This is a genomic window from Allosphingosinicella sp., from assembly GCF_036387215.1.
Lineage (GTDB): Bacteria > Pseudomonadota > Alphaproteobacteria > Sphingomonadales > Sphingomonadaceae > Allosphingosinicella.
In genome coordinates, this window is the sequence record NZ_DASVUE010000240.1 from 12,795 (window position 1) to 33,516 (window position 20,722).

A 20,722-nucleotide genomic window follows, 5' to 3' on the forward strand; every position below is an offset into this window, starting at 1 on the left:
AGAACCCTATGGGAAGGATGCGTGAAACCCTCCACTCGGCGGTGGGCAGCTTCGGCCTGGAGCGGGCGGGGCAGCAGGTCGAAAAGGCGTATCGGGAACTTGAGCGCTGCCGGGCGGCCTCGACCGAACAAGACCTGCGCGATGCCGGGATCAACTGCGCAATATCGATCTGGCACATAAACGACTGGCTGTGGGCGGCGATCGCGCAGGGTAAGTCCGAGAAGCCCGCCGTGGCGCGGCTCCTTGGCGTCACTCACCGTAAGCTTGAGCAGGACGATCTGGTGAAATGGGCGGTGAGCCGCTGCCCCGAGCTGAACCTCGTGCAGGCGGTCTGCAATGCATCTAAACATGTCGGAATTGTCGGCGCGACGGGCACGCGGACCGACGGCCCCGGATCGGGGTCACACGGGCCGCGCCTCGTAATCATGGACGAGCAGGGCGAGCATGATGCTCTGAAGGTGTTTGGTCGCGCGATCGATTTCTGGATCGACCAGGCGACGAACTGCTACGTGATACACTAGCCGCGCCGGTCCCCTTGAACTTCCGGTCGATGGGGAAGGCTTCGTCTCGCTCCCGATCGCGAGATCCGCCGTACGCTACTGGGGCCGGTTTCGAAGATACTGGCGGTTCATCCACCCCGTGACCGGCACATCGGTTCCGTAGTCGAATACCTCGACTTTCGCCCACTCGCCCCGGGTCTCGAGAACCCGCACCCACTGGTCCGGGTAGACAAAACGGATTGGAAGCGCGCGCGCCTCCGGTCCCACGCGGAGGTTCACGACTGTTTCGACGTAGCGGATGTGGCGAGCCGCTTCATCGCTCTTGCTTTCGGCTTCGAGCTTCTCGTTGACGCCCCTGAGCTCGTCGTTCGTGCGGTCCATCCGGCTGGTGATCTCAACAGGTGGGGGGCCGAAGACCTGGTAGCCGCTCAGCGCAAGCGCGCCGACGCTGATCAGAATGCCGAGCCAGACTGCGAAGGCCGGCTTGCGGATCAGGTCGGGCGTGGACGCGATCGCCTGCATGATCGCCGCCCACGCGGCTTCGTACGCCGACATGAACGTCTCGAAACCCGCGTCCTCCGCATCCAGCTGGATCACCGTCTGCCGGACGGCTTCCAGGATCGGAGCCTGCGCTTCCTCCCCGTATCGCCGAAGCAACTCGGCTGCGGCGCCCGGCCCGGCGAGACCCTCAAGCGCAACCGTGGCCACCGTCTCGTAGCCGGGGCGGATCATTGTTGCGAGTTCCGGCGGGACCCCGCCGGTAGCGGTGCCGGCGAGCTGCGCAGCCAGCGATGTGAAAAGCGTCGCCGGCAGGCCGAGGCGAAGCTGCTTGTTCACCGTTTCGGACCACAAGGCGCGGGAGGAAAAGAGGCGCGAGCGCTCCTCGGCTGTTTGCCACGCCCGCAGTCCGGCCATGCCTCTGACGCTCTCCTGGAGCCGGCTGAGCGGCGAATTCCGGGTGGCGAGCTGTTCCGCGAGCCGGCGATGGCTCTCGAACAGGGAGGAGGATGCCAGCGTATCCGCAGCCCTCAGGATCGACTGCGATCGATCTGAAGCGGCGAGGGCTCGGCGTTGAGCCTCGGAGCCGAAGAAGCCGCTGGCGATCGAATTTTGTACCTTGAAGATCGACGGCAGCGCCTCAGCCTGCCGCATCACACGCTCGGAAAGCGTTCCGCTGGCGAGGACATTCTGGTTTTTGAGGATTGAGGAGAGCGCGTGGGTTTTACTCAACAGATCGCCGACCCTGTTTGCGCGCTTCACTGCATCCAGGAAGCGCTGGCTCTGGCGTCGGTGGTGCTCCGAATAACTCGTCGCAAGCCTGTAAAGTCGCGCGCTTTCGGTTTCGCCTGGCTCCGCCGCAGTCAGGTCCACGGCGTTTCCGGATGCGTCGTCCTGATCCCTGAAGCGGCCGGGGACGAATGCATCGCCGGCGGATGCGAGGATGATTCCCGCCGCCGCTTCGACCTGCTCTGCTGTGAGGCTTTCCACGCGGGGGCCGAGATTGGCTTCGGCAACATCAGGCGGTTCTGCGCGATCCGAAAGGAGAGCGCGAACGAAGCTCTGTGGATCGCTCCACCGCCGGTTCGCCTCACCTTCATCGAACCAACGCAGGAAGCCGACCGATCGAACCCGAAGCGTCACCGCGCCGAGGTCGGGCAGATCAATTACGACCGGCTGCAGCGCCGCCGCGATATCGAAAGACTTCCGCTCGTCATGCTCCTCATTGCTCAAGGCTCTCTCCGTGTGGCTTTCTCGAATCCGCGATCTGAATGGCGGGCAATTGCCGGCCCGCTCCGCGGCCGGGAATGGTCTGAAAGATTGGTTCGGCTACCGGGCTTCGCAAGTTCGACGGGCTGAGAGTGCGAACTGCCGCTAGAACAGGAATGGGAGGCGATCTCGAGCGAATTCAGGATTTCAGTCGGCCGTTGCGCGCCGCAGTAATCACCTCGAAATGCCCGGTCTCCTCGTCCAGGTCGAGGACCTGCCACCAGGTTCCTGCGCGCCCGCCCTCGGCCAGCCAGGGCTGCGCAGTGCCGTAGCTGACGCCCGGTTCTCCGCTGACGATCACCACATCGACGCGCCCGGCGAATTCCTGGATCGCGCGCTGGAGGTGCCTGATCCGCTTCGTGTTGCCGGGCTTTTCCGTCCAGTTCTCGATCGGGTCTGCATGGACTCTCGTGTCCATCCACATCAGCCCGTCCTGGACGCCCATCTCCTTCTTCCACAGCGAAATGCACACGCCATGCTCGTTGGCCGCAGTCCAGTCCTGTCGGGGCGCCTCGACGGAATAGCCCAGCCGCTCGAACGCTTCGACGAATTGCATCCTGTCCTCTCGCTTGTCTGATGCCTCGATATTCGCGCCGGCCGCGGCTCCTGTCGAGCCGTCTCTCGCCTCGGGTGACGTCATCCAAGCCTGGCGAGATATCCGGCCTGGTGCCGGACAAAAAGGGGCTCGTCCCGATCGCTGAACAGGCCGTGAGACGAAGCGAGTCACGACCGTCTGCGCTCTGTCGGGACCTACCCCATCTCCTTCGTCAGCCCTTCTGGCTCGGCAGCTTCGCCCCGCAACCCACGTCGCCGCGGCCCGTGTTGCCCTTCGGGCTGCCCGCGCCGGCCTTGCTCCGGGGTTCCCCTTGGCGTGCCGCCTGCGGTGCGTGCCTCCCGCTTCGCCTCGCATTCCTGGGGCTGTCGACGGGGCGGTCCCGGCGACAAAGCAGGAGACAGAACATGACGAATACCGTCCTTCTCGTCGGCAATCTCGGCGCCGATCCCGACACCCGCTCCAGCGGCAATACCGACATCGCGACCTTCAGCCTTGGGACCAGCCGCCCGAAGCGCGACAGCGAGGGCAAGACCTACAAGGATGCCAGCGGCTTCACCGCCAAGGATACCGAATGGCACCGGGTGACCTGCTTCAACGGCCTCGGACGCATCATCGCGCAGCACGCCACTAAGGGCATGCTGGTCTCGGTCCGGGGGCGGCTCCACTACACTCGCTGGACCGACGGTGAAGGCATCGAACGCTATGGCTGCGAAATCATCGCCGACGACGTCCAGTTCCTCAGCCGTCCGCGCCAGAGCGGCGGTTCCGGCAACGCTGGCGGCGACACGGATCTCGATGACGACGTGCCGTTCTGAGGCCCTTCGCTACCCCCGGCGGCTTCGGCCGCCGGGCCCCTCCAGTCGCGGGAATGTGTGCACTCGACGATGAACACCGTCTCATCGTCCTTGGCGAACACGTCGAGCTGGCGTCTGGTCGCACCGTCCTTGCCGATGACCATTAGGTTACGATCGGCGTTCATCTCCTTGAAGCCCATTCGGTAGAACAAGGTCCAGACGTCGTCCTCGAGCTGCCGGTCCTCGGGCTTCAGGCGCCGCATCCTCAGCGACCGCTTGTTCTCCTTGGCGAGCTCCCAGCCGTCGTGTTCCTCCGCCTCGCGCTTCATCTGGAGCGACTTCGCGGAGGCCGCGGTCACAGTCTTTTCGTCGAAGCGTTTCGCGCGGAGCACCGACACCGTGCGAAGCTCGTCGCCACTCACCAAGTCCCCTAGCGTCGCCGCCATCCGCGATTCCCCTTGCGCCTCGCCGACCATTTATTGAGCAGGATCAAGCACGTCCTCTATGTCCCCGTCCATAGCCATCACGTCAGGGAGCGGCCGCCAAGCTCACCTATAATCCGACTTCAAGGCTGAAGCGTCGTATCGCTAGCTTTCCATTTGGTATATTTTGAGCAGCCAATCCGCTGTTGAGCCGGCTTGGGCAGCCATAGAGCATCTCGTTTACACTGAGAGGGCTGCCTGCTTCGAAGCATCAGCTGCCCAGTCGTCCTGGGATGGCCAACTCGAACCCATTGAAGCCGATGCCGCGCGTGGGGACAAACGTGGGGGCGCGCGCAGCGCTGTCTAGGCTTCCTGCGCAAGTTCATGCACTTAGGCAGCAATGTTCGGAGACCTCCCGCACCGCCGCAGTACCCGCTTTGAAGGTTAGGTACGCGCCACCTCCGGAGAGCAGCCTGCCCACCGCCTCGAACCATTTTGCCCGATCTCCTACCGAACATCCCGCTCGCGAAGCATTGCGGCAAGATCCGGCGCTCTTCCGCTCTTGCCGATGCGCTTGGCCAGAGACCGGCCATGGAATTTGCGGTAATGGGAAGGCTCACCATCGGTGACCGTGACGATCCAGCCTTCGGATGACAGGGTGATCAGGTTCGCGTCAAACAGACGGTGAATGTCTGCACGAAGAGGTATGCCATTCCAGGGATCATCGCTGCCACCGTCGGACACGCGATGGATATGCGCCGCTTCCAGCGCAGACAATGTCTCGCACTTTGTGATGAGGCAGCGGGCGCCCCACAGCATGAAAACTTCGCGCCGGAACTTAGCCTGTTGAGGGCGCGCCAGGACCTGCGCGAGCTTCCGCTGACGTTCGACTGCTTGTTCGGCCTCGGCTTCCGGGCTATCAATCAAACGGAACTTGAGCTTGGCGAACCGGTCCCGAAAGACATTGGTGATCGGGTTTTCTTTCATCGGCCGTCCGGCGAGGGCATTTGCAAAGCGACCGAGCGGCTTCACCGGATAGGCAACCCCTTCGTACATGAGGAAGCCTGTGCTTGATTTCCGCATCTGCCCTCCGGGCTTACGATGAGTGTTGTAGAGCCATCCGAGCCCATTATCGTTATCGCGTGCTTGGCCGATCGTCTGCCTGATAGCTTCCTCGGCATGCTCCCGCCTGAAGATCAACTCGGCCATTTCACCTTCACCCCCTGTTTGGATCGAACGTTGGCGAGCGGGAAACACTGCGTCAACGGCAGATCCTGTCGTCAACGCCGCTAAGCGGACGCTCTCGCTCCGGCCTGATACATGGTGGCCTTCGCCGGCAGTGGTGTCGTGGGACAGGCCTCGTCATCCGGGCGAACGAAAGGGCAACTCTGTCCCCGAACGCCGTAGGCCGCAGGGTACTCACCCGGAGTATGCGGCTGGCGTAGCCGCGGCAGCGGCTTAGTGCCTATGCTGGATCGGCCCCGGCCAGTTCAGCTTCCTTCTCGATGGCGCCTCAGGAGCACTGCGCAGTTCCGCCGGCGGCGGATCCGAGTCCGTCCAATGCCGCTCTGAGATCCTCAAAATGAAGCTGGACGAAGCGGAGGGCAACAGCAGCCCCGGCGAGGGTCACTTTCAGCTCCGCGACTTCACTAGCTTGCAGACCCTCGAGGAGATCGGAATCCGGTGTCGCGCGCGCGTGCTGCCACTTCGCCGCACAGGTTGGGCACATAGCGAGGTGGTTTTCAGAGAGTTCGACGGAAAGCGAGGATACGAGCGTGGCGGCCTCGAAGTAATATTCGCCGCTCTCCAGCCGGAAGGGCATTTCGAGGCGGCAGCCCTGGCAGATCATCTGCCCCGCGTCGTTAGTATAGAGATCCCGGAGGTAAATGCGGGCCATTTCGCGGGTGTCTCCGCCTGTCACCCGCACGCTGCGCGACTTTACCTCGTAGACTTTACCGGGGGCGGCCTCCGCCCGCTGCGCCACCCGTTGGGCCCGGCGTTGCGGGTTGGCGGCCTCGCGCTCGGGGAATTCGGGCGAAGTGAAGGCGCCGTCCGATATTCGGCGCATCATCTCGGCCGCTAGTGCGGCTCGTGACTCCTTCGACATCGACTGAAGGCGATCCGCCAGCTCGGAAGGGAGGCCGATGGACTCCGCGGCCTTGCGCCGCGCCTGATGCAGCTCCGATCGCTGCCGGTGATCGGCTCCGAACCCGATCGCCTCAAGCCACTTCAATGCTGGCTGGAGTGGGAAACCCTGGGCCAGCTCGCTGCTTGTGATGGACGAAGGCTTCCTAAACGTGCCGTCGGCAGCGGGGACCCATTCCGTTTCACGAAGCACGAGGGCAAGTTGCGAGAGGCAGCGATTGGGTTCGCGGCTTTGATTGGGCGACCATCGTGCCCACATGACGTAGGCACCCAGTTCGCAAATCGAGTTCCAGAGCATCCGGCAGACCTCCACGTCCCGGAGCGCGAGGATCGCTGCCAACTCAGGGATGATGAAGTCATCGGACACGCCCGAGCCGGTCACGCGCGTCGCTCCAAAGCCGGCGGAAAGCTCGCGCCAACCCGGATTGCGCCTTGGCTCCCCGTGGTAGACGCTGAGCTTTGCCTCGGCACCGGCATCGGTGAGCATCTTCACTAGTTGGTCGCGGCGCTTCAGCCGGGAGTATCCCGTCCATAGAGGCCGCCTGTCGCGGCCTGGAACCCTGCCGCCGTAAATCCGCTCGAGCTGGTTTTTTGCGAAAGGCGGCGGAAGGAATATCTGCGCCGGCGTGAACATTCCGTCGATGCCCTCCGCCCGCAGCCAGCGCACGTTCTTCAGCGGCCCCGTATTGCCGGTCTCCTCGAAATACCGCACGAAACGGCGGACATGCTGGAGGTGTCGGTCGAGAGGCGGCGGGGCTTGCGACGGCGCGTAGTGATCGCTCAATATCCCTGCGATCCAATCTCCCTCGTCGATCTCCGGAACCCCCGTGCGCTCCAGGAACTGACGCACGTCGGCGCCGCGCGAGCGGCCGCCTTTGAGCAGGGACAGTTTGACGAGCTTCGGGCGGAGCGAACCAAGCTCATCGTCGACCCCGCCGCCCGAGGGAGGAAGCCGGGCCTCTGAGGGGCGAACGCATTCGCCGCTTTCGAGCCGGACGAAGGGGATCCCGTCCAACCCGGGTCGCTTCTGCCGAGTGGCCTGGTCGAGTAGCAGGTAGAAGCGTTGCAGCCGCTCATCCGACAAGGACCCGAGCCATGTCTCGGCGCGTATCCGCTCTGGCGAGCGCCAGTAGAATCCGATGGTGCCGCGAAACGCATCGATAAGTTCGGCAAGCCCGAACTCACGAGCTCTGAGGGCAGCAAGGAAAGCCTCCGTCCGGCTTCCTCGAAGGCCGCCAAGGACCCATCTGGCTCCTTTCAGCCCCGCCAGCCCCTCGAGGCCGTCGTCTCCGATCGCCTCCCGCACGTCTGCGGGACCACGAACGGCCTGACTGGCCTTGACGTGACCGCTCGAATGGGTGGGAAGGAGCGCCTCGTCCCTGAACACTTTCAGCACGGCACTCCGTAACGGCTCCCAGATCTCAGGCAGCTCGTCAGACCCATTCGGCAGGACTTCGAGAAAGGACCTGCGGACCAGCCCGCGCTCCCGCAGCTTCGGGAGCGCGTCTGCGAGGAGCTCGGCCAGCTCGCGGACGAGCAGCTGGTTCCACGGATCCTCACGCTTCACGTTGGCCCGATTATCGGTGAGCTGGAACGGGCCATGCACTTGGAAGTGAAGCCCGGTCAGATCCTCGGTGTCGAAGTAGACCGCCAGAGGGGTGGGCGACGGTTCGGGCACGATTTCCCCGCCGTCGTTGAGGCGGAAGGCAATCTTGACGGTGTAGCTGCGGCTGTCGTCTGACCGAATGACGGGTCTGGACACCAATAGGAAGCGCTCGCTCGAGGGGCCGGTTTTCCCCTTCGTTCTGATGACGCGAATATCTCCGACAGTGTCAGCCTCGCTCGCGGCGCCGCCGATGCCGTCGCTCCAGCTGACCGAACGCAGGTTATGGAGAAAGAGCAGGCTCCGAGGGGCGCTCGCCCGCAAAGCCGCGCGAACCTGGTCGAGCAATGCGCCCCCGCGGTCCTGCCGCAGGGGAAGGCGAATGAGAGTAGTGGCACGGTCGTGATTGGTCTGGATGATCTCAGGGACGACGAGATCCCTGATGGTGAAGGCGCTCGGCCGCTCCTCGATACGGCAATGGATCTCGGGCGCGTCGGTGATCACGTAAACCGACTTAAAGCCTATGCCAAAGCAGCCGATTTTGTTGGCCTCATCGATCTTGGTCGTATTGCCGATGCCGGTGACGCCTTCGATGTCCTCACGGCCGAACGGGCGGCCGTCATGCTCGAACGAGATCGCGTCCGTGTCGAGGCGAAAAGAGGCTCGCGTCGCTCCGGCATCCTCGGCATTTTGCAGCAACTCGAAGATGAAGTGCGTCGGATCGGCATATTTCTCGACTGTGGCATTCCAGATGCCGCGATCGAAATCGTTTTCCCGGCTCGCGTCGACCCACCGCTGGCGGCGAGCCCTGAGCGCCTGAAGCCATGCCCCGAAGGTGACGTCGGTCATCATGGCTGCTCCACCTGAAGGACGCCGATTGCGACACGCGTCGCAATGATGTCGGCGCGCGCGGCGTCGCGGGCAATCTTTGCAAGCGCTTCGCGGTGATCGGCGCGAGCGCGGTCAATCTGGCCAGTCCGCATCCTCCGGATCCGATCATCTCCGGCCAGTGCCCGCTGCTCCTCTACGATGGCCATGCGCGCCCGAAAACTCGCTTCCAGGCTGTCGCGGCGGAACCGTGCCACGTCCTCGGTTTCAGCGACATGACGGGCGCGACGATCCTCCCACAGCTCGAAATGCCATCCGTCGAGCGCGTCGAAAACGCCCTGATCTGGGAGATCGGCACCCGGCGCGTCGCGGGCGTGGCTCAGCAGGTCAACAAAGCTCCGCCGAACCTCCTCGTCGGCCGTAACCGGAACGAGCATCGCGTCCTCCCGCAACCCCGACAAGGTCCACTGATAAATCGCGAAAGGGTGCGTGCCCGCGGGGAGAGTGGTGCTCTCCACCGCGAGCGACACCGTTACCTGCTCGTCAGACGGCAGAGACCTGGCGGCGGCCTGCACCAGCGGGTGGACCGGGGTGATGAACGCAATGTCGCGATCGGCGTTCGCAGTTTCCCGGTCGAACGTCAGTGGGAGTACCGGCTGGTCGCCTCGAAGCCACGCTTCCCACTCCCGTTCCGCCGCGGTCGGCCGACTGCCCCGGCCCCTCTTCGGGAGCAGGCGTCGCCTTGCCTCCGCTGAAAGCCTCAGCGTCTTCGCAGGACCCTGGCCAAGAATGGGCGTCCGTCCGGCATCGAGGACACGCTCCAGGTGAATGGCAACGAGTCGCTCAAGGGCTGCCGGCTCCAGCCATTTGCTTGAGGCCTGGGCGATCTCGTCGTCCATCCGGCTCGAATTCACCTGGACGCCGAACAGCTCTGCCTCTCGCTCCTCGAGCGCCTCGGTCTCCGCGATTTCGCGTATTTCGTTGTCCGCAAGCTGCTGCAGCCTTTGTTGGCGCTCCGGCTCCGTCAGTGAGAAGTCCTCCGCGACGCGCTGAAGCCTTGTGGCGATCTCGCCCAAAATCGCCTCGCTGCCGCCTATCGCCTGCTCGAAAATACCGATGCGCAGAAGACATCGCTCGTAGATGTCGAAATCGACGGTGCCCGGCGTCACGAAATTATAGATTGCTACAGTCTCGCTGCGCTGTCCGTAGCGATCGATGCGCCCGATCCTTTGTTCGATCCGCATCGGGTTCCACGGTATGTCGTAGTTTACGAGCGCGTCGCAGAATTGGAAATCCAGGCCTTCCGAACCGACCTCAGACGAGAGCAGCACGTGGACCGATTCCGGATCCTCCGCAGGCCGAGCGAACGCCCGGCGCAGGCGTCGGCGCTCGTCGTCGGCAACGCCGCCGTGAATAACGCCCACTCGGACCCCAGCCGCCAGCAGCTTCTCCTCGAGATAGGCGATGGTGTGCCTGAAGGCGCTGAAGACAAGCAGTCGCGGGTTCGGCATTTCAGCTTTCTGGCGGACGATCCGGATGAGCTGGTCGAGCTTGGGGTCCTCGGCCGGCAGCGCGCTTGCCTTCGCGACAACCTCGTTGATCTCCGTCCTGATCTCGTCGATGCCGCCGGCGGCGAGGGCGCCGTCGTCGATCTCGACCCACTCCTCCTCGTTGATGCGGCGCATGAGCATGTCTTCGAGGAACGGCACCAGCCCATGGAGCGAGCTTGCCGCCTGGCGGCGTATCGTGGTCATTAGGAAGCCGAGAGCGCCGGTACCGTGGGTTCGAGCGTAGATTGACCGCTGGATGGCCAGCACGGCATCATGCACCTCCTGCTGGGGCGGCGTAAACGGGACCGGCACGGTTTGCGGGCGGCGACTGGTGAACGCGCCGATATCACGCCGGCGCGTCCGGCTAATCATGGACGAGAAGCTGTGGAGCCCTTCGACGCGGTGAATCAATCGAACCCGACCGGCTCCGTCGTCGGCCTCGCGAATTGCGGACAAGACGGAGCGGAATTCGGGTGAAGGCCGCAACATAGTGGCGCCCCAGTGGGTGGCGGCCGCCTCGGCGAGGTGCCCTGCGGCGGCCTCGCGCCACCCCGTCCCCCCCGCCCGTATCGCCGCGATTGCCGCGTTGATGGGGGGATTCGGCTCGGCCATCCGCTCGAAGCTCGCCTTGTCGATGACCAGATCCGGCCGCAACAGATTCAGCAGCGAAAAAAGATCATCGGCCCGCAGCTGGATAGGAGTGGCAGTTAGCAGGACGACCGCCTCGGCATTGTCGGCAAGCACCCTCAATCCTTCATGAAGGTTCGTGTCCGTGTTCCTCGCATTGTGCGCCTCGTCGACGATCAGGAGGTCGAACCTCGGCGGCGTCTCCAGTGTCGCGAGGCCCTTCGTGCGCTCACCACGGGCATCAGGATAACCATGAAGCAGATTATCGCCGAAGAGGGAGAAAGGAATGATGCCGCGCGAGAACCGGTCCGGCCACTCACCGTCGAAGTCGGTCTGCTCAAGGCAATAGCGTAGATCGGCCCCGCTCAGGGTGACGAACTCCTCGTCGAACCGGCGCATCTCCCGATGCCACTTCTCCTCCACCGCAAGCGCTTTCGAACAGACGATCATCACGGATCGGAGCGGGCGCCGGGCCTGCAGCTCACGCAACAGCAGGCCAGCCTCAATCGTCTTGCCGACGCCGACCTCGTCCGCCACCAGCAGCCGCGGCCGGTCGGCCGAGATGAACTTCAGCACCGGCCGAAACTGGTAGGGGATGAAGTCGATGCGTCCCGCCTGGAGCGAATAGAGATTAGCGAGACTCGGCGCCGTCAATTGAAGGGCCGAAAGCCGCGCGTTCAGCTCATCAAGGCTCGCGGAGAGCATGCTCGCCGTGAGATCCGCCGCCTGAATTTGGCGAGCGTAAAGTGTATGGACGCGTCCGTCGACAAACACGCCGTAGCGGGTCTCCCGGTTGGTGCGGGCGACGGAGGTGACGACGCCAATGCGCCTCGGGTCTGAGACCAGCGCGACTGCGTCGCCTACGCCAAACTCTCGGGCACGGTTGTCGGAAACGGCCACGCGCTCGGCAACGAGCTCGCGCACCCGGCGCACCACGGCGTCAACGTCAACGCCGGCTGCGCGTGCGGCCTCGACGATTTCGTCATCTCCGGATTCGAGTATCCCGTCTGCCACCAGCCCGAGAGCCACCTCTTCCACGCTGCTCATATCTTGTCCTTCCAGTCGGGCCCGAACGCCTTCGCCAACACCCGGACCATCCGCCGCCGGGCGGTGTCGTATGCCGTCTCGTCCATACCGAGATTGTCCATGATCTCCGCGCAGGTCGAGCCTTCCACCGCGCCCTCGAGAATACCACGCGCGAGGGGGTCGAAGGCGAGGATGGCGCTCATCCGCGCAACCGCATCCCGGAATTCGAATGCCCCGGCGCCGCCGGGCGACGCTACGCCAACGGCATCCTCAAGACCGATCGTTGCCCGGGCGGCGTCTTCCCCTACCCACTGGCTCGCTATGCTGCGCATGACGCCGTTCAGGAAAACGTCGAGCGGAAGGCCCAGCGGCCAGCGCCGGCGTCCGGAAAGGACCCTGCTGAGGGCTTCGCTGAGCAAGTCTTCGTGTCCTCGTTGTGGCGTCATCCGAATCCAGCTACGGGCAAGCATCGTCAGCTTCACGAGCGTTGGGTCCCGCAGTCGCGCCAGCGCCCGCTTCACCTCCTCGATCGTATGATATTCGACCTCGTCCATGATTGGGGATGCGGCGCCCGCACGGCGAACCGGAAGGCGCTTCAAAAAAAATTCTGCCGCAGCCAGAGCGTCCGTCGCGGCGTGCGGGCTTCGCCGCTGCGATGGGCCGACGGCGCGCCCCCATCGCGCCGTCCGTAGATCGGATCCCACGACTGCGAAATCAGCCGCTCCCTTGTGATTTGTCCCGGCGCAACTTCGTCAGAGGCGGGGCTGCGGTCAACGGCCCGCCGCTTCCACTCTGAACCGTATCGATGGTCGGGGCAATCCGAGGCGACGCGAGTGAACACTTCAGGCGGCAGTTTCTTGCCCACCTTCGGCAACTGTTTTCCGGTCGGCGTCAGCTAAAATGCACCGAGTCGGCCTGCTCTGGAGGCGAAATGAGAACAACCGGATCAGGAGCGCCATCTGAAGAGGGTGCTAGCACTCTGCCGCTTACAGTGCGCGTGAAGGAGGCCTGCCGCCTAACCGGGATCGGGAGGTCAAAGCTCTATCTCCTGATGAAGGAAGGAGAGATCGAAACCATCAAGGTCGGTTCAATGACGCTCATCCCAATGAGGAGCCTCGAGGTGTTTCTCCACCTGGAGCGGTTCGGAGGCCCCGATGGGCCCGGAAATATGACGCGTTAGGTTGGCCCGCTTGGGTTGAAGTGCATAATCGGCGGCGACGTCTCTTGACGATGCGACGGCGGCGCAGATTAGGCCCGCTAGGTAACAGCCAAACCAACCGCCTTTCCTAGAGGCAAGCCTCCCATGACGACCCTACCGGTGCCACTGGAGCGCAGCTAAATGTTACCTATACGTTTCCTAACGCACAGCTAGGTAACATAAAAACGGCGGAAAACTGGCGCGCCCGGCAGGATTCGAACCTGCGACCCCAAGCTTAGAAGACACGTCGCCTTCACCGATCGTGCAGCGACACGTAGAAGCATGGTTTCGGGAGGTTCCTGCGCCTCCACCCATCAACCTACCGCGGGCAACCACAGATCCCGTGGCCAGCCCAGCATGCGGTCTTTCACTATTCGGACCCGATCAAAGGTGTCCAGCCGGCCATAGTTTGTCCACGTCTTGGCTTTATTTTGCAGCAAGATCGTGACTGCGGCCTCAACCCATTCCTCCAGTGCTGGCGCTGGCAACGCGCTGAGCTCCTCGACGAGGCCTGGCTGTCGGACTCGCGTGATGGCCGCTAGGGCGAAGGTCGCCAAGCGTTCAGAGAGGATCCAATCGGAATACGGGGGCGTATGCTCAGCTTCTGTTCTGAGCAGGCTCAGCAGCGTCAGCCGGCCGTTGATCACTCTCACCGAGACTGTCGGCTCAATGCGCGGCAGACCATTCACGTTCAGCGGAACGGCGTAGACAAGATTTTTCCCCAGCCGATCCTCCTCCCGAAGGATCTCCACTGCCGCCCACAGTTCAAGCAGACGCTCGATCGACCGCACGACATGCACGGCGGTAATCGTAAGTGAACCGGCGGCAACTCGGTCCCAAAGAGGACCGAGATAGGGGAGTCGGGTGCTTGCCTGCTCAGGCTCCACAGCCAACTCTGTCTCGTCGAGCTTGACGTTGGCACGGGTTCTGGACGAGAGGCCTCCGACCCTCAGGCACGCATAATCGGTCGCTTCGCCGAGCAACGTTCCGAGCTGCCGACAGAAATCTCCCATGTCACCTATCGGATCATTCGGCCATTCTGCCACTCTGTTGTGATCTACCGATCTCAGTCCAGCCTGCGGCTGCTTCAGCCACTGGACCGGATCATAACGTTTGCCAAACAGCGCCCTTAGTGCAGCATCGTACTTCTCGGGAAAACCCTTGGACATATATGGCTTGAACGTCCCCGTCGTCCGGACGCCTCGGAAATGGCGCCTGATGAACGCCAGCTCCTTCGGAGATCCCCGTTGGATCCCCTCGTCCTGCATCACGGCATTCCACATCTGGACCCTCTGGTTCATTGGTGTTTTGTAGCTGATGGCGCTCCGAAAACAATTGTTTTGCAACTTGTTCGACCCCGGGTCGAAGCTTGTTCGCCGAAGGACGGCAATAACAACGCTTCGGCTGGTTCTGCTCCTGTCATGGGAATGATCCCAGGCAAACAGCAAAGGAGAGATATCATGGGTGTCAGTTACAGCCACAGGAACGGGAAGTGTCACCGCGTGGAGAACTATCGCGACGGATGCACCCGGAAGACGGTGAAGGACCTCCGCACCGGACGCATCGAGCGTGATCGGACCACGCGCGGCACCGGCCACAAGAACTGGTAAGGCCCACCACCGTCTTTGTACGGCCAAACTGAGCGCCTCGGCTTCGCCGGGGCGCTCTTCTTCCATTAAGGATCATCGGAGCGCTCCTCCGGACCCACCACAGATTGGGTTCCGGCTTGGGTGGTCGGCACACGGAACAGCCCGGAGCTTACGAGCCAGCTTCTTGGGAAACCGCTTCCGCGGACGAGCGGCCGAAAGCCACCCTCCCGCTGAGCGCAAGGACGCGTCAGTTCGTTTCATATCGCTCGCTACCTAGTCTGCTACCTTTTGATTTTGAGCAGGAGGGAAGGGAGCAGCTAAGTGCTTGAAAAGGTGGTGGACGCACTAGGGCTCGAACCTAGGACCCGTTGATTAAGAGCGAGGAGATCCGCAAGGGCGGATCGGCCGCATTGCGCCGTTAGCGGTCATGCGCAGCTTGACGGCTGAACGTCGCTCAGCGCCAATTGTCCCCTCACCTTAGCGATCGCGCGGATTCCGACGGCGGCCACTCGTTCAAATGCCCGGAGGCCTGCGCTTCGGCCTTCAACCTGTGCACCCCGATCAAACAAGCGGACGTGCCGACAGGAACAATAGGCTATTGGGTTACCTGGATCGCGCTCTAATATACAAGAGACCGGTAGAGGGTTGCGTCCCATGGACTCTTCGGAACTCGAGCGCCGTATTGAACGCCTGAGCTCGACGGTAAGTGCCGCTGTTTCGAGCGGCCGCGGCGACTGGAAAGCGATCTGGAGTGATATCAAACTTATTGGTCGAGGCTTCAAAGGAAGCGACTTTCCTGATCGTGAGCGGCGCGAAGTAGCTTGGACCACGTTCCAAAACGCAGTCCAGGTCGTAAAGGATCAGCGCGAGGAGAGCCAAGCTAGGCGCGCCCAGATGGCCGAAGGCTCCGGTCGCCACCTACGACACATCCTTCAACTGGTGGAGGCCGCAGGTCCCGGTAGCGATTGGGCTGACTTAGCGATGACCTTGAGCACCGGCGGAATGAGCTTGCTAGTTCGGGCCGGCATGGATGCGGTATTTGGACCAACCGACGAAGCGCGCCTCTCGCTCGATCGACGAAACCGCTGTCTCAAGGACGCGGGCACCTACCTCAAAGAGCACAAAGAGGAGATGACCGGTGCGGACAAGGCGGAAGCGTTTGCCGCGATCACCGCACAGCGAGCCAACGTTCAGGGCGACTGGGCTGCCTATAAGGAAGCGCAGTCGCGCGCCTATAAAGCACGACAAGAACGGCGGCAGGAAAAGGTCGAAAAGCAGGAACGCTGGCGTCAAGGGCAGCACGAGTTTGTAGATAAGCTCACCGAAGCACTAAACCGCAAAAGCGGCCAACTCGAACGAGCACTTTCGCACCTGCAAGACCTATATGCCAAACGGTCCGACGCATGGTCAGACAGTTATCGTGAGCGCGTCGACGAATGGATCTACGAGGCGAGAGGGCGGATAGACAGCCTCGGGGCGGCCGTTTCCGATATCAAAGACAAGATTGCCGAGGTGAACAACAGGCTCTGACCCGCCCCTCGTGACCTTCGGCACATAGCCAGAAAAGCTCGCTCCTTCGGGGGCAAATGCTTAACCAGTTGTGGTTAGAGCAGCGTCCACGGGATTTTGGGTCGGAACAGGCTGATTTCAGCCGCGTTGGGGTGTCAACAAAGGGTTGAATGAGTCAGAAAAAACGGGCATATCTTCTGACAGGAGAAAAATCGTGACACGCCTTGCTGACCGTATCATGCGTCGTGCCCGTGCGCAGTCCGCGCGCGGCTCCCGACTCGTGTTCACCACCAAGGACTTCCTCGACCTCGGGGACCGCGCTGCCGTCGACCAGGCCCTCTCCCGCCTTGCGAGGGACGGAGCGATCCGCCGCATCCGGCGCGGCTTCTACGACATCCCGCGCGTGAACCCCATCCTGAAGCGGGTTGCAGCGCCCGATGTCGATGCCGTCGTCGATGCGATCGCGCGGCGGGACGACATCACCGTCGTGCCGAACGGCATGGCTGCCGCCAACCGGCTCGGCCTGACGACAGGGGTTTCGGCGAGGAACGACTATCTCACGGACGGGCCCAGCCGGACCGTCAGGATCGGTAACCGGGTCGTGCACCTGAAGCACGCGGGACCCAAGCTCATGGCGCTCAAGGACCGCCCCGCCGGCGATGTCGTGCGGGCCCTCCACTGGCTCGGTCGGGACGTTGCAGACGATGACGGGGTGGTCGACACCCTTCGCCGCCGTCTGCCGCCGCCCGTGAAGCGGGACCTGGCCAAAGCGAAGCCTCTGCTGTCGGGCTGGACGGCCAAGGTTGCGGACCGGGTGCTCCAGCAGGCGTGAAACAGGCTTTCCGTGACATTCTTGGCGCCGATCCCAGGGATCGGCGCCACGTCTATTCCGACACCACCGAAACGTGGCCGACAAGCGCATCCTTCATCGAGAAGGACTTCGTCGTCTCGGCGGCGCTGAACATCCTTTTCGGTGACGTCCCGGACGCGCGCAAAAAGCTGGTGTTCAAGGGCGGCACCTCACTTTCGAAGGCACATGGCCTCATCAGCCGCTTCTCCGAAGACATCGACCTCGTCATCGTGCGCGAGGAGCTCGGCTTCAAGGACGACAGCGATCCGATGCGACCGAGCAGCATCCTCTCGGACGGGAAGCGGCTGTCCAACAAGGCGCGGGAGCGGCTCGTCGATGCCCTGAAGCTCGAGGCGGCGAATATGTCGCGTCGAGCCTGAAGCCGGTCCTTGAGGAGCAGCTGGCGCCCTTCGGCATGAAGGTCGAGATCGATCCCGATCCCGGACAGGAAGGGCAGACCCTTCTCGTTGCCTACCCGTCGGTCTTCGACGCGCGGGACGAATATGTCCGGCCGGTGGTGAAGATCGAGGCCGGGGCCCGGAGCGCGACCCTCCCGGCTCATGAGGCACGGATCGAACCCTATGCCGTCGCGGTGCTTGGTGAGATGGACCTGATCGCAGACGGCGTTCAGACCATCGATGCCGAGCGGACTTTCCTCGACAAGCTGGTGATCCTTCATGGGCGTCATTGCCACTTCCGGGACCGCGGCCTCGTCTACAAGAACGCCAAGCGCGAATCCCGCCATTATTACGACCTTGCGATGATGGCCGACGAGGTAGGGCCTCGGGCGCTCGCCGACGCCGATCTTCTCCGGGACGTGATCACCCATAGCAGCTTTGCCTTCCGCAGCGGCTGGATGCGCTTCGACGAGGCCGAGCAGGGGAAGCTTCTGATCGTCCCTCCCGACGGAGTGATGGCCGATCTCAAGCGGGATTACGCGGCCATGACGGGCATGATCCTCGGCGATGCGCCCGGATTTGACTGGGTGATTGCCAGGATCGACGAGATCGCCGCGCGACACGATGCGCTGCGCCCGGGCGGCTGACCGCTGTCGCTGGCGAGGCGCCGGATCAGGGACAGGGTCCGGTGATCGCCGACGAGGCCTTACGATACGCTCGTCCGAAATCCGTATACAAATTTCGGACATCAAGGCTCTGGAGTCTCCTCGGCGCCATCGCCGTGATCCCGCCGCAATGACGTTCATGCGCCAGCCGATCCCCACCGGCTGTCTTGCCTCTGTGCATGTCGCGGCGTGCGGCTCACGTTTCGAGCGTCGCTCACCAGGGCCGGGTCAGGACCTGGAGAAATCCCGGCTTCCGTCGGGAAGCAGCACGTACTCGAACGTAAGCTCATTGGATTCAGCGCCACGTGTGTCGTCGGTGATGGCGAGGACATGGGTGGCACCGTAAAGGCCGTTCACGTTGCGCCAGATGACCACCTCACCAAGTCGCGGCGTCCGGACACGCGATGAGAAGTCATAGGATTCGGCGTCGGTGACGTCAGAGATGCGCTCCGCACCTCTCGCCAGGGCAAGGGCATCGATGCTGGCCCCGTCGGAATATGCGTGGATGGCCGTGTTGCTGGCCTTCGTCCACTTCGTCTCGAACAGGTGCTGCCCTTCACCGAGCGCGTAGCTGTGATTGTTGTTCGTATAGTCGAACGTGACCCGCCCACGCAGCGCACGCGAGTGGTAGCGCGGGGACAGGCCTTCTGTGGGCAGGGTGCGCGGCCCCGATCGGAGCGCGATCTGGTCCACGTGCGAAAGCGCCTGGGCGGGTGTCATGACGAGGATGCCGGGGCCGTTGCGGAGCTGGTCTCTGCGCCTCAGGATGCCCTTGTCGTCCGTGATGAAGATGTCCCGGCCGTCAATCACATGGCCGGTCAGATGATCGATATCGTTGATCTTGTTGCTGTAGCGGGGATCTGCGGCGGTGAGGCCGGGCGAAAGGATCTGCTGGATCTCCTCGTTCAGCCTGGCCGTGCGGTCATCGACCCAGAGGTCGTCATCCCACCTGGACACATCCCACCGAGCGACAGTGCTGACGACCGGGAACATGTTGAGCGTGTCCAGCAGCGGCTGACGCCGCGCCTCGTTCCGGTCGCGCAGCAGGTCGGCTTCCAGTCGCGTCGTGACAGCGATCTCGACCTTGCCTTCCATTGCATAGCGCACAAGCGCCCGCAGCTCCTCCACCGAGGTTGCACTGCCGCTCTCCAGATCGAAGAGGTTGATGATGCAGTTTGCATCGACGGTGAGCCTTGGACGGTTCAAGTGATCCTCTCGGCGCCGGCTGGCTGGAGATCAGGCATCATCGACAGGAAAGTCTGCTGCCGGCGCAGACCGGCGCCGTGTCTGGTCCACGGCGGGAGCTTTGCACGGGGACCGGATACCTTCAGCCGCAGTGCTCGCTGAAACGGGACGTGTGGGCGGGCACGAACTTGTCGCCGCGGCGGACATAGCGCTCGGTGAAATGATCGGAGCCGCTTACGGCGATCTGAAAGGACCGGCCCCTTACCGGCTTAGTGATCCGGCCATCCCAGTTTGTGACTGCTTCGCCGTCGACCCTTGCCCCTTCGTCGCTGAAGCCCGTCGAAAATGTTCCGAGGAGGACGGGCCTGGCCGGCGTCAGTTCGGCAAGGGAGGTCCACTGGCACAGATAACCCTGTCCCATATGGCCGCCCTCGCTCGCGACGACCGGATAAGTGCTCAAGTCACGGCGGATGGACCATTCCGTGGCCGGTTCGCCCCAGGAAGAGCCCGGGACGAAAAGCGGCCATCTCTCCTGGACTGCGAAGTTCTTACCGGCAGGCACGAGGTAGTGGACTCCGATCGCGCCCGAGCAGCCATGACAGGCATCCGGAATTCCCGCCAGCGTGAGGAGCACGGCCTTGTCTCCGATCCACTCCAGCGAGGCCGGACGGACTACATAGGTGCTGCCGTCTCGCTTGAGCGTTGCTGACTTCCTGCTCCCGTAGGCAGCCCTGAATGCCTCCGTGAGTTGCTCCTGCGTCGATAGCTCGCGGACCGAAGGCTCGGGTTCGGCCGCTGCCGCCGGGAGAGGGGAGGTGGCTTTCGTCGTCGGGCGAGGCTTCGCTGCGGGAGCCACCGGCTCGGCGTCAGGGGCCAGCATCCACCCCGCAGCCACGGCGGTGCCGGCCAGGGCAAGCCCTGCCAAAGCCAGCCGGCCCCGGCGCGGGGAACGGGGCCGCCCGTCCGCTGCCGCAAGTATCCGCTGCTTTTCGACCTCGAACTCGGAGTCGCTGAGATTCCCCGATGACCGCAGCTGCGCGAGCCGTTCCAGTGCCGTGATTCTGTCCATTGCCGCCCCCGCTCGAGCCTAATCCGAAAGGCGGTCGTGCCGCCAGCAGCATGTCATGCAGGATTGCGGGCACGTCGGGGGAGTGGCTGGCCGATGGTCCGGCTGGTGGTCCAGCCGCTTGCGTGGGCGGCCCCGGCAGACTCGCCGGCGCGCGCTCGATTCCTTGAGCGGCACCATCGTGCGTCGAACAGGGAATCCGGCTTCGCAGCGAAATCGGTGATTCCTCTGGCGTCCAAACCGGCCCGCATGCCGGCAGGAGGGAGTGCCCGGATGACGCCTACCAGATTGCTGATCGGCCAGATCCTGATCGTGTTCGCGATCATCGCGCTGGGTGTCTGGGGGGCCACGCAATGGGCGGCGGCGATGCTGGCCTATCAGCCGGAGCTCGGCCGTCCGTGGTTCGAGCTGCGCGGCATTCCGCTCTACCGGCCTTGGTCGCTC

The 20,722-nt window shown here is 63.4% G+C and carries 18 protein-coding genes; 8 read left to right on the forward strand and 10 right to left on the reverse strand.

Features of this window, described 5'->3' with window-relative positions; genetic code table 11:
• Positions 1–17 precede the first annotated feature (17 nt).
• Positions 18–521 (forward strand): hypothetical protein, encoded by a 504-nt coding sequence (locus tag VF662_RS09605; RefSeq protein ID WP_464140331.1) that lies wholly within the window; start codon positions 18–20, stop codon positions 519–521.
• Between the two features lie 75 nt (positions 522–596).
• Here the strand turns inward: VF662_RS09605 and VF662_RS09610 are convergent, their stop codons facing one another.
• Positions 597–2,231 carry an SH3 domain-containing protein gene (locus tag VF662_RS09610; RefSeq protein WP_464140333.1) on the reverse strand — a complete coding sequence of 545 codons (1,635 nt, stop codon included), beginning with the start codon at positions 2,229–2,231 and terminating at the stop codon, positions 597–599.
• A 175-nt stretch (positions 2,232–2,406) separates the two neighbouring features.
• On the reverse strand, positions 2,407–2,823 hold the full coding sequence (locus tag VF662_RS09615; RefSeq protein ID WP_464140337.1) for a hypothetical protein: 417 nt from the start codon (positions 2,821–2,823) through the stop codon (positions 2,407–2,409).
• A 404-nt stretch (positions 2,824–3,227) separates the two neighbouring features.
• Here VF662_RS09615 and VF662_RS09620 point away from each other — a divergent pair, with 404 nt between their 5' ends.
• Entirely contained in the window at positions 3,228–3,638 is a 411-nt protein-coding gene (locus VF662_RS09620; RefSeq protein WP_464140339.1) for a single-stranded DNA-binding protein, read from the forward strand.
• On the opposite strand, the gene VF662_RS09625 is transcribed toward VF662_RS09620, so the two are convergent.
• From VF662_RS09625 to VF662_RS09645, 5 genes are all read right to left on the reverse strand, one after another.
• Entirely contained in the window at positions 3,524–4,063 is a 540-nt protein-coding gene (locus tag VF662_RS09625; protein ID WP_464140341.1) for a hypothetical protein, read from the reverse strand. The two genes, VF662_RS09620 and VF662_RS09625, sit on opposite strands and share 115 nt — an antisense overlap.
• A 483-nt stretch (positions 4,064–4,546) precedes the next feature.
• Positions 4,547–5,248, reverse strand: coding sequence for an HNH endonuclease (locus VF662_RS09630; protein ID WP_464140343.1), 702 nt, complete (start codon positions 5,246–5,248; stop codon positions 4,547–4,549).
• Positions 5,249–5,552: 304 nt separating this feature from the next.
• Positions 5,553–8,639, reverse strand: a complete 3,087-nt coding sequence (locus tag VF662_RS09635; protein ID WP_464140345.1) for a sacsin N-terminal ATP-binding-like domain-containing protein — start codon at positions 8,637–8,639, stop codon at positions 5,553–5,555.
• On the reverse strand, positions 8,636–11,839 hold the full coding sequence (locus VF662_RS09640) for a DEAD/DEAH box helicase (protein ID WP_464140347.1): 3,204 nt from the start codon (positions 11,837–11,839) through the stop codon (positions 8,636–8,638). The genes VF662_RS09635 and VF662_RS09640 overlap by 4 nt, the downstream gene beginning before the upstream one ends.
• Entirely contained in the window at positions 11,836–12,372 is a 537-nt protein-coding gene (locus tag VF662_RS09645; protein ID WP_464140349.1) for a hypothetical protein, read from the reverse strand. Before VF662_RS09645 ends, VF662_RS09640 begins: the two co-directional genes overlap by 4 nt.
• A gap of 377 nt (positions 12,373–12,749) precedes the next feature.
• On the opposite strand from VF662_RS09645, the gene VF662_RS09650 reads away from it, so the two are divergent.
• Complete coding sequence (locus tag VF662_RS09650; RefSeq protein WP_464140351.1) at positions 12,750–12,998, forward strand: helix-turn-helix domain-containing protein; 249 nt, start codon at positions 12,750–12,752, stop codon at positions 12,996–12,998.
• A 332-nt stretch (positions 12,999–13,330) separates the two neighbouring features.
• Here the strand turns inward: VF662_RS09650 and VF662_RS09655 are convergent, their stop codons facing one another.
• Positions 13,331–14,299: a hypothetical protein gene (locus VF662_RS09655; RefSeq protein WP_464140353.1), complete on the reverse strand. Its 969-nt coding sequence runs from the start codon at positions 14,297–14,299 to the stop codon at positions 13,331–13,333.
• Positions 14,300–14,476: 177 nt separating this feature from the next.
• Between VF662_RS09655 and VF662_RS09660 the strand changes: the two genes are divergently transcribed.
• The 5 genes from VF662_RS09660 to VF662_RS09680 all read left to right on the forward strand — a co-directional run bounded on the left by VF662_RS09660 (position 14,477) and on the right by VF662_RS09680 (position 18,009).
• Positions 14,477–14,626 carry a hypothetical protein gene (locus VF662_RS09660; protein WP_464140356.1) on the forward strand — a complete coding sequence of 50 codons (150 nt, stop codon included), beginning with the start codon at positions 14,477–14,479 and terminating at the stop codon, positions 14,624–14,626.
• 633 nt (positions 14,627–15,259) lie between these two features.
• Positions 15,260–16,135, forward strand: a complete 876-nt coding sequence (locus tag VF662_RS09665; RefSeq protein ID WP_464140358.1) for a hypothetical protein — start codon at positions 15,260–15,262, stop codon at positions 16,133–16,135.
• Positions 16,136–16,328: 193 nt separating this feature from the next.
• A complete protein-coding gene (locus VF662_RS09670; RefSeq protein WP_464140360.1) occupies positions 16,329–16,946 on the forward strand; it encodes a DUF6088 family protein in 618 nt (205 codons plus the stop codon).
• The gene (locus VF662_RS09675; RefSeq protein WP_464140362.1) at positions 16,943–17,344 is read left to right on the forward strand and encodes a nucleotidyl transferase AbiEii/AbiGii toxin family protein; all 402 of its coding nucleotides are present in this window, start codon (positions 16,943–16,945) and stop codon (positions 17,342–17,344) included. The genes VF662_RS09670 and VF662_RS09675 overlap by 4 nt, the downstream gene beginning before the upstream one ends.
• A 35-nt stretch (positions 17,345–17,379) precedes the next feature.
• Positions 17,380–18,009 carry a nucleotidyl transferase AbiEii/AbiGii toxin family protein gene (locus tag VF662_RS09680; protein WP_464140364.1) on the forward strand — a complete coding sequence of 210 codons (630 nt, stop codon included), beginning with the start codon at positions 17,380–17,382 and terminating at the stop codon, positions 18,007–18,009.
• Positions 18,010–18,255: 246 nt separating this feature from the next.
• Here VF662_RS09680 and VF662_RS09685 read toward each other — a convergent pair whose 3' ends face one another.
• Together VF662_RS09685 and VF662_RS09690 are read right to left on the reverse strand one after the other, a co-directional pair.
• Positions 18,256–19,233, reverse strand: a complete 978-nt coding sequence (locus tag VF662_RS09685; RefSeq protein WP_464140366.1) for a hypothetical protein — start codon at positions 19,231–19,233, stop codon at positions 18,256–18,258.
• 121 nt (positions 19,234–19,354) lie between these two features.
• A complete protein-coding gene (locus VF662_RS09690; protein ID WP_464140368.1) occupies positions 19,355–20,281 on the reverse strand; it encodes an SHOCT domain-containing protein in 927 nt (308 codons plus the stop codon).
• Between the last annotated feature and the right edge of the window lie 441 nt (positions 20,282–20,722).